This is a genomic window from Streptomyces sp. NBC_00989 (genome assembly GCF_045162655.1).
GTDB lineage: Bacteria > Actinomycetota > Actinomycetes > Streptomycetales > Streptomycetaceae > Streptomyces.
The window spans coordinates 8,429,908-8,443,366 of the sequence record NZ_CP108728.1; the positions used below are offsets into that span (position 1 = coordinate 8,429,908).

Below are 13,459 nucleotides of genomic sequence, written 5' to 3' on the forward strand. Positions count from 1 at the left end.
GGGCCCGGCGGCGACCAGAGCCGCCGGGCCCCCAGAAGACGAGCTCAGGAACCGGCTCAGAAAACCGGCGTCCCGTTCCGCGTCAACTTCCAGTCCACCGAGGCGAAGTCGGCCGGATCCAGCACACCCTTCGCGGTCACCCACTCCGCGATCCGCGTCCGGATCTCCGTCGACTCCGACCACACCTCGGTCGCCGACGCCACATGCGGGAACGCACCGCCGCCGTTCGCCCGGTAGTTGTTCACCGCCAGCACGAACTGCTGCGCGTCGTCCAGCGCCGCACCGTTGTAGGTGAGGTTCTTGATCCGCGAACCCGCCGCCTGCGCGACGTCGATGTCGTACGAGAACCCCGACACGTAGTCGTAGTTGTAGTCCGGGCGGCCGTTCGCGTTCGTCAGCTTCTCCGTGTCGATCACCGCGTCGGCGGCCGTCTGCACGAAGTACTGCGCCGAGTACTCCAGGTACGCCCGCACCTGAGCACCCGTCAGCAACTTCGCGACCAGCGTGTTGTCGTACACGTACAGACCCGACAGATCCCGGATCGTCACGTTGCCCGCCGGGATCTCCGAGGTCCGCGAGAACGGCGACGCCTGCGCGATCACCGGCAGCGACGCGTACGCCGTCCCCGCCAACGCGGTCTTCACCACGTCTTCTTGGACCTTGGTGATCAGGTCGATGATCGGCGCGTCCTTGTACCGCGCGTCGACCGTCGTCAGCGTCGCCGTCGCCGTACCGACCACCTGGTTGACGTACTCCACGACCAGCGCGTGCTCGTCCTTCAGCAACCGCGTGATCTTCGGATCGTCCGCGACCGTCTTCGCGTCCCGCAGCGACGCCGCCACCGACTCGACCGTCCAACGGCCCTTATCGAAGACCAACTCGAAGTCGAACACGCTCAACCGCTCGGCGAAGCACAGCGGTTCGGACAGCACGACCGTCTTGCCCGTCGCCGTGTTCGTGACCTTCAACTCCGGGATCTCCACGTGCGCGTGGCCCACGAGGATCGCGTCGATCCCCGGCACCTGCTGCGCGACGAGCGCCGCCGAGTTCTCCACGTACGGCAGCTGGTCACCGTACGACGACGTCCCCGACGACCCGGAGTGCGCCGACACGACGACGACATCCGCCCCCATCGACTTCAGCTTCGGCACCCACTTCGCCGCCTGCTCCTCAAGACCCGGGAACGTCAACTTCCCCTGCACGTACGCCTTGTCCCAGATCGCGATACCCGGGTTCGTCAGCCCCAGCACCGCCACCTTCACCGGCGGAGCGCCCGGCACCTGGAACTTCTTGATGAAGTACGGCGGGAACGCCGGCTTCAGCGTCTTCGCGTCCAGCGCGTTCGCCCCGAGCAGCGGGAAACGGCACTGGTCCTCGAACTTCCGCAGCGTCTCGATGCCGTAGTTGAACTCGTGGTTGCCCAAAGCCGCCGCGTCGTACCCGATCGCGTTCATCGCCTGCGCCATCGGGTGCACCGGACCGCCCTTGGCGGTGATCGGGTCCACCTTCGCGAAGTAGTACGTCAGCGGGGTGCCCTGGATCGTATCGCCCGCGTCCAGCAGTAGCGTGTTCCGCCGCCCCTTCTCCTGGCGGATCTGGTTCACCAGGGTCGACACCCGCGCCAGCCCCATCGCGTTGCCCTTGGCGTCGGAGTACTCCGCGTCCTTGAAGTAGTCCCAGTTGAAGACATGCCCGTGCAGATCCGTCGTCCCCAGCACGGTCAGCGAGTACCGCTTCGGGTGCCGGCCCGGCTTCTTCCTCTCCGCGGCCTGCGCCGCCGGAGCCGCCGCCGCACCGGCCAGCGCGACCCCCGCACCCGTCACGGCGGACTTCTTCAGGAACTTCCGGCGGTTCAAGGGCATGTCTGGCTCTCCTCGGGAAACGGTCAACGACGCGCGTAGATTCTTACTCGCTTCTTACCGCACGCGACAGATCCCGCAGGTTTCGATCTGATGACCACCAGACCGCACACCTGACAGAGTGGGACGTATGACCACCCCCACCCCGGACGACCACCAACCCCCCGTCCCCTACGGCACCCCCGACGCCCCCCGCATCGCCGTCCGCGGCGAAGCCCGCCTCGAAGTCGACCCCGAGATCGCCCGCATCGGCATCACCGTCGCCGCCCGCGGCACCGACCGCCGCACCGCCCTCGACGACCTCACCCGCCGCAACGCCACCGTCCTCGACCTGGTCAAGAGCTACGGCGAAGCCGTCGAACGCCTGGAGACCGGCGGCTTCTCCATCACCCCCGAACTCACCAAACACGGCCGCGGCGAACGCGTCCACCGCTACCACGGCAGAGTCAACGTCACCGCCGAACTCACCGACTTCACCGCCCTCGGCGAACTCACCACCCGCCTCGCCGACCTCGACCTCACCCGCGTCGACGGCCCCTGGTGGGCCCTGCGCCCCGACTCACCCGTCCACCGCAAAGCCCGCCAGCAAGCCGTCCACGAAGCCGTCCAACGCGCCCGCGAATACGCCGAAGCACTCGGCACGACCCTGGCCGCACTGGTCGAGCTGGCCGACATCGGCGCCGAGAACGCCCAGACCTACGCGGCACCCGCGGGCCGCATGCGCTCCCGAGCCCTCATGGGCGGAGCCGCCGAGGACACCGCCGCCGCGCCCCTCGACCTCGAACCCGAACGACAACAGGTCTACGCCCAGGTCAACGCACGCTTCACGATGACACCCCCGCGCCTATGAGCCGAGCCTTTGATTCGACCATTCGAACGCTCATTGGAGCAGCCCGCCGCACATTCAAGCCTTGTCAATAACCCTTCACCCAAAGGTTGTTGAGTAGTCATGCACGGCCAATTCCCTACCCGCCGGTAAGGCCTAGGCTCAAACCATGCGCCGAGTAAAAATCGTCTGTACATTGGGCCCCGCCACCGACTCGTACAACCAGATCAAAGCCCTGGTCGAAGCCGGAATGGACGTAGCCCGCTTCAACCTCAGCCACGGCACCCACGCCGAACACGAGGAGCGCTACCAGCGCGTGCGGAAGGCCGCCGAGGAGACCGGCCGCAGCGTCGGAATGCTCGCCGACCTTCAAGGTCCGAAGATCCGACTCGGCCGCTTCACCGAAGGACCCGTACTCCTTGAACGCGGAGACACCTTCACCATCACCGTCGAAGAGGGCGCCGAGGGCGACCGCCAGACCTGCGGCACCACCTACGCGGGCCTCGCCGCCGACGTCACCACCGGCGAACGCATCCTCGTCGACGACGGCAAGGTCTGCCTCGAAGTCACCGCCGTCGACGGCCCCCGCGTCCACACCAAGGTCGTCGAAGGCGGCATGGTCTCCGACCACAAAGGCCTGAACCTCCCCGGAGTCGCCGTGTCCGTCCCGGCCCTCTCCGACAAGGACGAGGCCGACCTCCGCTGGGCGCTGCGCGCGGGCTTCGACGTCATCGCCCTCTCCTTCGTCCGCAGCGGCAAGGACATCGACGACGTCCACCGCATCATGGACGAGGAGGGCCACCGCCTCCCCGTCATCGCCAAGGTCGAGAAACCCCAGGCGGTCGAGGCCATCGACGACATCGTCGCCGCCTTCGACGGCATCATGGTCGCCCGCGGCGACCTCGGCGTGGAGATGCCCCTCGAACAGGTCCCGATCGTCCAGAAGCGCGCGATCAAACTGGCCAAGCGCAACGCCAAGCCGGTCATCGTCGCCACCCAGATGCTCGACTCGATGATCGAGAACTCCCGCCCGACCAGGGCGGAAGCCTCGGATGTGGCGAACGCCGTGATCGACGGCACGGACGCGGTGATGCTCTCCGGCGAGACCAGCGTCGGCAACTACCCCATCGCGACCGTCACCACCATGGCCCGCATCGTCGAGGCCGCCGAGGAGGACATCCTCGCCAAGGGCCTGCCCCCGCTGACCGAACGCAACAAGCCCCGCACCCAGGGCGGCGCCGTGGCCCGAGCGGCCGCCGAGATGGGCGACTTCCTCGGCGCGAAGTTCCTGGTGGCCTTCACCCAGTCCGGCGACACCGTCCGCAGGTTGTCGCGCTACAGGTCCCCCATCCCCGTGATGGCCTTCACCCCCGACCCGGCCACTCGCGCCCAACTCACCCTCACCTGGGGCGTGGAGACCATCCTCGGCCCCCAGGTCGACTCCACCGACGCGATGGTCGACCAGGTCGACGAACTCCTCCTCAAGCACGGCCGCTGCCAGAAGGGCGACATCGTCGTCATCACCGCGGGCTCACCCCCCGGAGTGGCCGGCTCGACGAACCTCGTCCGCGTCCACCACGTCGGCGAGGACGACAGCCCCAAGTAGCGCGAGAGCGACGCGGTGAGCAATATGACGTCCCCGGACATCTGAATCACCCTCAATTCCTTCCCGGCCACCGAGAAGAGCGGCGGCGAATAGGAGAACGCCCTCGCGGACGAATGCGCGGGCTTTCGCCAAATCCCCTTCGCGTTATGGCTGATGGACTCGTAATGACCCCGGTTCGCCCACATCTCGGCGGGCGGGGTCAGTGTTTGGGGCCTACGTGGGTGTCCATGAGGGCGACTGAGGATTTGCGGGCGACGGAGACGTTGTAGGCGTTCGCCCGCTTCCAGTTGACGCCGACCTTGTCGAGGGTGTCGGTGTAGAGCCGCCTGATGTCCGTTGAGAGGTTGGTGAAGAAGTACCGGGGATATTCGTAGCGCTTTGTCTCACCGCCTACGAGGCGGGTCGTCCAGTTGGTGACACGGCAGCCGTCGGAGTGGACGAGGCCTCGGATGAACTCCCAGGGATGGGCGTCGACGATGTCCTGCTGCCAGGGTTCGAGGGCGATTCTGCGGTTGTGCTTCACGCCGGGTCCGTGCTGGGGGAAGAGGTGGGGCCAGTGCCGGTAGTAGCTGGTCACCATGACGTAGCCCTCCTTCTGGAGTGAGAAGACGCCGATGCCGGCGCACCTTCGCCATGGCCTCGCGGCACAGTTGGATGAGCCCGGGCCACGCGTCGGCGCACGCGATCCTGAGGTAGTGGCCGGTGCCGCGAGGGTGGGCGCTGATGCAGCCGTCGCCGAGGTGGAGGCCCAGGAGGTAGGCGTAGGCCTGATGGTCGGCAGGTGGCCCGAGGGCCGGGGTCGCGATGCTGGGCAGGGAGTCGGTCCTGCCAGGAGCGGATCGTGGCGCGTGAGATGCCGGTCTCGCGGCTTACGGAGTTCAGGCTGCGGCCCTGTTCGAGCAGGGCGAGCGCTCGCTTGCGTGTGCTGATGTCGTACATGTGGACACGCTGCGGGAGTGATCTTCGTGACACGCAACAAAAGCGGAGGTTCACGCGAACGCGAACCTCCGCTTTAAATGTTTGCCTTCGATTTGAAGGAAAAGTGCCCCGAGTCGGATTCGAACCGACGCTGGATGGGTTTTGAATCCATGGCCTCTACCGCTGGGCTACCGGGGCCCCTTTGAAACGAAGGTCAGCGGTCTCCCGCTGTGCCCCCACCTTATCGCAGCTAGGTAGGCTCTTGTCAGCACTACCCCCGTGCCCTGAACGAGGAGCCCCCGTGACCGCCCCCGAGTCGCCCCAGCCCGTAGACGCGCCCGACGACGACAAGTCGCACGTGCCTCCGCTGACGACCCGTGTCGTCATCGCCGAGGACGAGGCCCTGATTCGGCTCGATCTCAAAGAGATGCTCGAAGAAGAGGGGTACACCGTCGTCGGTGAGGCCGGTGATGGTGAGCAGGCCGTCGAGCTGGCCCGTGAGCACAAGCCCGACCTGGTCATCCTCGACGTGAAGATGCCCAAGCTGGACGGCATCTCCGCCGCCGAGAAGATCGCCGAAGAGGGCATCGCGCCCGTACTGATGCTCACCGCCTTCTCGCAGCGCGACCTCGTCGAGCGGGCCAGGGACGCCGGTGCGATGGCGTACCTGGTGAAGCCCTTCAGCAAGAGTGACGTCGTGCCCGCGATCGAGATGGCCGTCTCGCGCTTCACGGAGCTCAAGCAGCTGGAGCAGGAGGTCGCCGACCTCACCCTGCGGCTGGAGACGCGCAAGCTGGTCGACCGTGCGAAGTCGATCCTTCAGACCGAGTACGGGCTGTCCGAGCCGGCCGCCTTCCGCTGGATCCAGAAGACGTCGATGGACCGTCGGATGTCCATGCAGCAGGTCGCCGAGGCGGTCATCCAGGACGCCGACGAGAAGAAGTCCGCGAAGGGCTGAGACCCGCGACGGTACGTACGACGAGGCCCGCGCCCCCGAAGCTGGGGGCGCGGGCCTCGTCGTGGAAAACGGAGACGGGAGAACGGAGGCGGTGACGGGGACTTCAGTCCTCGCCGAGGTACGCCTTCCGTACCGACTCGTCGTGCAGGAGGTCCTCGCCCGTGCCGGAGAGGACGATGTTGCCGACCTCCATGACGTGGCCCTGGTCGGCCAGGGACAACGCCGCCTGGGCGTTCTGCTCGACCAGGAGGATCGTCGTGCCCGAGGCCTTGAGTTCCACGATCGTCGCCATGATCTTCTGCATCATGATCGGGGAGAGGCCCATGGACGGTTCGTCCAGCATCAGGAGCTTCGGCTGGGACATCAGGGCGCGGCCCATCGCCAGCATCTGCTGCTCACCGCCGGACAATGTGCCCGCCGCCTGCTTCTGACGTTCTCCGAGGATGGGGAAGAGGTCGTAGGCGCGCTGGATGTCCTTCTCGATGCCTTCTTTGTCCTTGCGGAGGAAGGCGCCGAGCTGGAGGTTCTCCGCGATGGTGAGGCGGGGGAAGATGTGCCGGCCTTCGGGGGAGTGGGCCAGGCCGAGGGCGACGATCTTGTGGGCGGGGACGCTGTTGAGCGGCTTGCCGTCGAAGGTGATCCTGCCGCCGGAGGGCTGGAGCAGGCCGGAGAGGGTGCGCAGGGTGGTGGTCTTGCCGGCGCCGTTGGTGCCGATGAGGGTGACGACCTGGCCTGCTTCGACGCTGAAGGAGATGCCCTTGACGGCTTCGATCTTGCCGTAGGAGACCCTGAGGTCCTCGACCTCTAGCAGTGCGGTCACTGGGCTTCTCCCTTGGCGCTGGTGGTGCTCTCCGCTTCCGTCGCGGGTTCGGTGTCCTCGGGTGTGGGTTCGAACGGTTCGCCGAGGTAGGCGGCTACGACGCGTTCGTCGGCCTGGACGACGTCGGAGGTGCCCTCGACGAGTTTCTCGCCCTGGACGAGGACGGCGACGCGGTCGCAGAGGTTGAAGATGAAGCGCATGTCGTGCTCGATGACGAGGACGGCGATGCCCTTGTCGCGGATGGCGAAGACCAACTCCTCGGTCGCCCGCGTCTCCTGGGGGTTCATGCCGGCGGTGGGCTCGTCGAGGAGGAGCAGACCCGGCTCGGAGGCCAGGGCGCGTGCGATCTCCAGCTTGCGCTGCTCGCCGTAGGGGAGGTTCCGTGCCAGGTGGTCGCGCTTGTGGGCGAGGCCGATGAACTCCAGGAGTTCCATGGCGCGGTCTTCGCTGGCCTTCTCGGCCCTCTTGAAGCCGGGGCCGCGGAGGAGGGCCGACCAGAGGCCTTCCTTGGTGCGGGTGTGGCGGCCCACGAGAACGTTTTCCAGGACCGTCATGTTGGCGAACAGACGGATGTTCTGGAACGTGCGGGCGATACCTGCCTTGGTGACCAGGTGGGGCTTCGGGGGAAGCACCGTGCCCTGGTAGGAGACCGTGCCCTCGGTGGGGACGTAGAGGCCGGTGAGGCAGTTGAAGAAGGTGGTCTTGCCGGCGCCGTTGGGGCCGATGAGGCCTACGATCTCGCCGGCGTTGACGGTGAAGTCGACGGAGCGGACGGCGGTGAGGCCGCCGAAGCGCATGGTGACGTCACGGGCTTCGAGTACTGGTGTCGTCATGGCTCTCTACGCCCCTGCCTTGGTGATGGCCGGTTCGTCGGTCAGGGTCGTGGTGTCCGGTACGTCGAGTTGGCCGGTCTCGTGGAACTCGAGCTGGCGTCGGCGGTTGGGGATGATTCCCTCGGGGCGGAAGCGCATCAGGAGGATGAGCGCGATGCCGAAGGCGAGGAGCGACTTGTCCTGGAGGGCGACGAGCTTCTCCGGGAGCAGGTAGAGCAGGGCGGCGCCGAGGAAGGGTCCGGAGACGGTGCCCATGCCGCCGAGGACGACGGCGGCCAGGAGGAACGCGGAGTTGGGCGGGGCCGCTCCGGCGAACTGGTACGGGTTCGGCACCACGCTGTAGGTGACGTGGGCGCTGACGGTGCCCGCCAGGCCGGCGAGGGTGGCGCCGAGGGCGAACGCGATGAGCTTGACGCGGAAGCCGTTGATGCCCATGGCGGTGGCGGCGGTCTCGTCCTCGCGGATGGCGATCCAGGAGCGGCCGATGCGGGAGTCGGAGGCGCGGCGGTAGATCGTGACCACGAGCGCACTGATCAGGACCATGAGCAGGTAGTAGTTGGCGAACCGGCCGATGGTGAATCCGGCGATGTCGTGGGTCTGGCCGAAGTCGAAGCCGAAGAACGACAGGTCGGGGATGGACGGGATGCCGTTGGGGCCGTTGGTGATGTCGGGGCCGGAGACGCCGTCCATGTTGTTGACGGCGATGCGGAAGATCTCTCCGAAGCCGAGGGTCACGATGGCGAGGTAGTCGCCGCGCAGGCGCAGGGTGGGGGCGCCGATGAGGACGCCGAAGACCAGTGATGCGGCTGCGCCGGTGAGGGCGGCGGCCCAGAAGGGGAACTGGACGCCGGAGAACTTGGAGAACTCGGAGCCGGAGACGAGGGCGGCGGTGTAGGCGCCGACGCCGAGGAAGGCGACGTATCCGAGGTCGAGGAGTCCGGCGAGGCCGACGACGATGTTGAGGCCGAGGGCGACGGTGCCGAAGATGAGGATGTTGACGCCGAGGTTGGCGTAGTGGTCGTTGGTCTGGGTGAAGGGGAAGCCGATCGCGGCGACGAAGCCCATGGCGAGGGCGAAGCTGCGGTTCTCGGCGGTGAGGCGGCTGAACCGGTCGAAGAGGCCGGCGGTGTGCAGGGCCCAGGTGCTGAAGACGACGACGATGAGGAAGCCGATGAAGAGTTCGTCCTCGGCGTCGATGCCGTAGGCGAAGACCGTGAGGCCGAGAGCCGCGACGATGGTGATGGCGAGTCGCTGGATCCAGGGTGCGGTCTCCTGGGGGGCCGGGACGTGGTCGGCCTTGGCGATGTACGCCTTGAGTGCTTCCTTGGTGGTGTCGGTGGCGTCCTGCGGGAGGGCGAGGGCGCCGATGACGGGGAGCAGGGAGGCGACGGCGGCGATGTAGGTGCCGGGTTCCCAGTTGACGATGCCGCCGAGTTCGGCGGCGATCGAGATGACGGTGTACCAGGTGACGGCGAAGCCGCCGAGGGCGGCGAGGACGAGGGGTGCGTTGTTGCGGGCGGGCAGGAGCCAGCCGAGGCCTCGGACGCCGTAGACGGCGAGGGCGAAGACGGCGGTGATGATGCCGGCGACGAGGGTGAGGATCTGGAGGCCGCCGGGGTAGCCGTTGACGGTGAGGTCGCCGGGGAAGTCGGAGGTCCAGGTCCAGCGCAGGAACGTGGAGGCCGCGGTGGCGATGCCGCCGACCAGGAGGAGGGCGCGGGCGGCCGCGAGGGGCAGCGGGATGATGCCGCGCTGTGTTCCGGGTGCGGGGGTGGCGTCGTCGGCGGGCGGGGTGGCCGGGGTTTTGGTCGTCTCGGTCATGTGATCACGCCCTGTCCGCGACGCGTTCGCCGAGCAGGCCCTGTGGCCTGAACAGCAGTACGAGGATGAGGAGACAGAAGGCCCAGACGTTGGCCCAGCCGGATCCGCCGAGCTGCTGCATGCCGGGGATGTGGTTGATGTAGGCCGAGGCGAGGGTCTCGGCGACGCCGAGGACGACTCCGCCGAGCATGGCGCCGTAGATGTTGCCGATGCCGCCCATGACGGCCGCGGTGAAGGCCTTGAGGCCCATCAGGAAGCCCATGCGGTAGCCGATGTTGCCGTACTTGAGGCCGTAGGAGACGGCTGCTACGGCGGCGAAGAAGCCGCCGATGGCGAAGGCTATGACGATGATGCGGTTGGTGTCGATGCCCATGAGCTGGGAGGTGTCCGGGTCCTGGGCGGTGGCCTGCATGGCGCGGCCGGTGCGGCTCTTGCGGACGAACCAGGCGAGGCCGGACATGCAGACGATGGCGGCCAGCACGAGGAAGATGTCGGCGTCGGTGATGGTGACGGAGCCGATGTCGTGGGTGCCGTCGAGGCTGGGGAAGGAGCGGTCCTTGTCGGCGCCCGGGTAGAAGTTCCGGACGACTTCCTGGAGCGCCAGTGAGAGGCCGATGGCGGTGATGAGGGGCGCCAGCCGTGGTGCTTGCCGCAGGGGGCGGTAGGCGAATCGTTCGGCCCCTACCGCGACGAGGACGGAGACGATTCCGCCGCCGATCAGCATGAGTGGTACGGCGACCACCATCGAGGTGCCGTCGGGCAGGATGTAGGCGTAGACCGTGAGAGCGCCGAACGCTCCGGTCATGAAGATCTCGCCGTGCGCGAAGTTGATGAGCTGGACGATGCCGTACACCATCGTGTAGCCGATGGCGATCAGCCCGTACATCGAGCCGAGGAGCAGCCCGTTGGCCAGCTGCTGCGGCAGGGTGTTCACCGCGTGGCCTCCATTGTCGCTGGTGGTCGTGTGCACAGATCGCGTGCCTGGGGGTGGGGGGGGTGTGACAACGGGCCGCGCGGTCGGGATCCTCCTTCCGCGCGGCCCGTGGTGCGGTGGTGCTGGGGCTGGGATCAGCCGGTGAAGGTGCCGGTCTTCACGGCCTTCCAGGCGCCGTTGGTGACCTGGTAGACGGTGAGCTGCTTGTTGCCGGTGTCGCCGTACTCGTCGAAGGAGACCTTGCCGGTGATGCCTTCGAAGTCGGACTTCTGTACGGCGTCGACGACCTTGGAACGGAGGTCGTTGCTGTCCGGGAGCTTGCCGTCGTTGGCGTCCTTGACGGCCTTCACTGCCTTGATGATGGCGGAGGCGGCGTCGTAGGAGTAACCGCCGTAGGCGCCGTAGTCACCCTTGTAGCCCTTGGCCTTGTAGGTGGAGATGAAGGCCTTGGCGGCGGGCAGGGTGTCGACGGGGACGCCGACGGAGGTGGCGAGGTCGCCTTCGGCCGCCTTGCCGGCGGTCTGGATGTAGGTGGTGGCGTACATGCCGTCACCGCCGAACAGCGGGATCTTGACGCCGGCGGCCTTGAGCTGCTTGGTGATCTTCTCCGACTCGTCGTACTGGCCGCCGTAGTAGACCAGGTCGGCGCCGGAGTTCTTGATCTTGGTGACGAGCGAGCTGAAGTCGGTGTCGCCGGTGTTGACGTGGTCGGTGCCGGCGATGGTGCCGCCGAGCTTCTTGAAGCCGCTGTTGAAGATCCCGGCCAGGCCGGCGCCGTAGGTCTGCTTGTCGTCGACGACGTAGGCCTTCTTCTTCTTGAGGCCGTTGTACGCGTAGTCGGCGGCGAAGCCACCCTGGAGGGCGTCGGTGGTGGCGGTGCGGAAGTACGTCTTGTACGGCCGCGTCTTGCTGGTCGCCCAGTCCTTGCCCTGGGTCAGGCTGGGGTCGGTGTTCGAGGGGGAGATCTCGACCATGTTGGCCGAGGCGAACACCTTCTGCATGGAGAGGGCCACGCCGGAGTTCAGCGGGCCGACGGCGCCGACGACGTCGCTCTGGCCGGTGAAGGCGGTGGCGTTGGACTGGCCGGTGGCGGGCTGCGCCTTGTCGTCCAGGGCCTTGACCTTGAACTTGACGCCGGGGACCCAGTTGTTCTTGTTGGCGTCGTCCACGGCGATCTGGACGCCGTACTGGATGCCGAGACCGGTGGTGGAGTTCTCACCGGACAGGGGGGCGTCGACGCCGATGGTCAGGGTGGTCGACCCGCTGTCGCTCTTGCTGTCGCTGTCCCGGGAGCCGCAGGCGGTGAGGGTCAGAGCTCCGGTCGTGAGAACGGAGGTCAGTATCACCAAAGAACGCTGTCGCACAATCAGTCCTTTCCGCAGGCACAGTCGCCCCTGTTTGGAGCGGCAAGGTGCTGCGCTGGTACCCAACTCCCGATGGAGCGGTGACTGGCCGTGACTCTAAGCCCGGTCTGTGGGCATGGGCATCGTCGTGCGCTGGCTTGTGACTTTCTTGTTATGACGTGCAGGTTGGCGGGGATCGTGGAGGGTGGGTCTCGGCCGGTTTGGCGGAATTCAGCCGCGGTCCACATTTTGAGAACCTGCACTTCCGCTTGGCCGCAGGCCTGGCCTGGCCTTTGTCGTGCCGCAGGCCCTGTGGAGGAGCTGGGAAAGGTCCTTGGAGTAGGCGCTGCCGAAGATGAAACTGTGGTGTTGTATTGCGCGCGTGTTACGCAGCGTTACGTCCAGAAAGGCGAGGTCCGCGTTCAGAGGCAGTCCCGAACAGTCGGAAACCGATATCTCCACCGTGACACGGCGGGTCGTGCCGGTGCGGACGGTGAAGGAGGGGTTCGGGACGGCCTGGGCGGTGAGCCCGTCGAAGGCGGCGCCGATGACCCTTATGGCGACGGGGGGTCCGCTGTCCACGGTGACCGCGAAGCGGAAGAAGCCGGTCGTGGTGGGGGTGTCGGTGGTCTGGGCGAGCCCGATGTAGCGCCATTCGGTGATGTTCGCGGGCCACGGGACGGGTGGGGCGGGGTCGTCCTGCCGCCGGTCGTGGAGCGGCAGCAGGACGGCTCCGAGCGCCACGACGGCGACCGCGGCCGCGGCGAGTACGGCCCTGCGGGTTCGCTGCGGCAGTGCGTACCAACGGTCCGTCAGATGGGGCGAGTCACCCCCGATGACTTCGTAACTCCCGTCCGTCTCCGGTGAGTCGACGGATTCGACGGGCCCGATACCGCTCATGCCGGCAGCCTCATGGGGAAACGGTAGGGGAGCGGACGGGGGTGCGGAAGACGGGGTCAAGATCCTCCGGTTCAGGGCCGGTTCGCGGTGTGTGCGTGGACCCGTCCGCGATCGGCCCGCGGCGGGCGCGGGGATTCAGTTCGCGCTGTTCGCGGGGACGGGATCGCCCGGCTTCAGGTCCCGCAGCATGCAGGTGAGCCGTGCGGTGCACACGCGCCGCCCGTCCTCGTCACTGATCACGATCTCGTACGTCGCCGTCGAGCGGCCCCGGTGGACGGGGGTGGCGACGCCGGTCACGAGGCCGGAGCGGGCGCCGCGGTGGTGGGTGCAGTTCAGGTCGACGCCGACGGCGAGCTTCGTGCTGCCGCCGTGCAGCATGGACCCGAGCGAGCCGAGGGTCTCGGCCAGGACCGCGGAGGCGCCGCCGTGCAGCAGTCCGTACGGCTGGGTGTTCCCCTCGACCGGCATGGTGCCGACGACGCGCTCGGCGGACGCCTCGACGATCTCCACGCCCATCCGGGTGCCGAGGTGCCCCGCGGAGAAGAGGGCGACCAGGTCGACGCCGAGGGCCGAGTACTCGTCGATGACGTCCTGCGGGAACTTCCCGTGCTGCTGCTCGCCCATGGGGCCGACTCCGTTCG

Annotated in this window: 11 protein-coding genes, 1 tRNA gene and 1 pseudogene; 3 read left to right on the top strand and 10 right to left on the bottom strand. The window is 67.4% G+C overall.

Features of this window, described 5'->3' with window-relative positions; all coding sequences use genetic code 11:
- Window positions 1-56: 56 nt before the first annotated feature.
- On the bottom strand, window positions 57-1,862 hold the full coding sequence (locus tag OG714_RS37715; protein WP_406127853.1) for a bifunctional metallophosphatase/5'-nucleotidase: 1,806 nt from the start codon (window positions 1,860-1,862) through the stop codon (window positions 57-59).
- Between the two features lie 127 nt (window positions 1,863-1,989).
- Here OG714_RS37715 and OG714_RS37720 point away from each other — a divergent pair, with 127 nt between their 5' ends.
- Window positions 1,990-2,709, top strand: coding sequence for an SIMPL domain-containing protein (locus OG714_RS37720; RefSeq protein ID WP_406127854.1), 720 nt, complete (start codon window positions 1,990-1,992; stop codon window positions 2,707-2,709).
- Window positions 2,710-2,854: 145 nt separating this feature from the next.
- Window positions 2,855-4,291: a pyruvate kinase gene (gene pyk, locus OG714_RS37725; protein WP_406127856.1), complete on the top strand. Its 1,437-nt coding sequence runs from the start codon at window positions 2,855-2,857 to the stop codon at window positions 4,289-4,291.
- A 199-nt stretch (window positions 4,292-4,490) separates the two neighbouring features.
- Here the strand turns inward: pyk and OG714_RS37730 are convergent.
- Together OG714_RS37730 and OG714_RS37735 are read right to left on the bottom strand one after the other, a co-directional pair.
- A pseudogene (locus OG714_RS37730) lies at window positions 4,491-5,230 on the bottom strand (helix-turn-helix domain-containing protein).
- 104 nt (window positions 5,231-5,334) lie between these two features.
- Window positions 5,335-5,407 (bottom strand) — tRNA-Leu (locus tag OG714_RS37735).
- A gap of 103 nt (window positions 5,408-5,510) precedes the next feature.
- Here OG714_RS37735 and OG714_RS37740 point away from each other — a divergent pair.
- Window positions 5,511-6,167: an ANTAR domain-containing response regulator gene (locus OG714_RS37740; protein WP_043675163.1), complete on the top strand. Its 657-nt coding sequence runs from the start codon at window positions 5,511-5,513 to the stop codon at window positions 6,165-6,167.
- 103 nt (window positions 6,168-6,270) lie between these two features.
- Here the strand turns inward: OG714_RS37740 and OG714_RS37745 are convergent, their stop codons facing one another.
- The 7 genes from OG714_RS37745 to OG714_RS37775 form a co-directional block, all read right to left on the bottom strand.
- The gene (locus OG714_RS37745) at window positions 6,271-6,987 is read right to left on the bottom strand and encodes an ABC transporter ATP-binding protein (RefSeq protein WP_406127858.1); all 717 of its coding nucleotides are present in this window, start codon (window positions 6,985-6,987) and stop codon (window positions 6,271-6,273) included.
- Window positions 6,984-7,820: an ABC transporter ATP-binding protein gene (locus OG714_RS37750; RefSeq protein WP_406127859.1), complete on the bottom strand. Its 837-nt coding sequence runs from the start codon at window positions 7,818-7,820 to the stop codon at window positions 6,984-6,986. The genes OG714_RS37745 and OG714_RS37750 overlap by 4 nt, the downstream gene beginning before the upstream one ends.
- Before the next feature lie 6 nt (window positions 7,821-7,826).
- The gene (locus OG714_RS37755; RefSeq protein ID WP_406127861.1) at window positions 7,827-9,641 is read right to left on the bottom strand and encodes a branched-chain amino acid ABC transporter permease; all 1,815 of its coding nucleotides are present in this window, start codon (window positions 9,639-9,641) and stop codon (window positions 7,827-7,829) included.
- Window positions 9,642-9,645: 4 nt separating this feature from the next.
- Window positions 9,646-10,575, bottom strand: a complete 930-nt coding sequence (locus OG714_RS37760; RefSeq protein ID WP_406127863.1) for a branched-chain amino acid ABC transporter permease — start codon at window positions 10,573-10,575, stop codon at window positions 9,646-9,648.
- Between the two features lie 134 nt (window positions 10,576-10,709).
- On the bottom strand, window positions 10,710-11,924 hold the full coding sequence (locus OG714_RS37765; protein WP_406132090.1) for a branched-chain amino acid ABC transporter substrate-binding protein: 1,215 nt from the start codon (window positions 11,922-11,924) through the stop codon (window positions 10,710-10,712).
- A gap of 225 nt (window positions 11,925-12,149) precedes the next feature.
- Complete coding sequence (locus OG714_RS37770; protein ID WP_406127864.1) at window positions 12,150-12,818, bottom strand: hypothetical protein; 669 nt, start codon at window positions 12,816-12,818, stop codon at window positions 12,150-12,152.
- Between the two features lie 135 nt (window positions 12,819-12,953).
- Complete coding sequence (locus tag OG714_RS37775; protein ID WP_406127866.1) at window positions 12,954-13,442, bottom strand: PaaI family thioesterase; 489 nt, start codon at window positions 13,440-13,442, stop codon at window positions 12,954-12,956.
- Window positions 13,443-13,459: the final 17 nt, after the last annotated feature.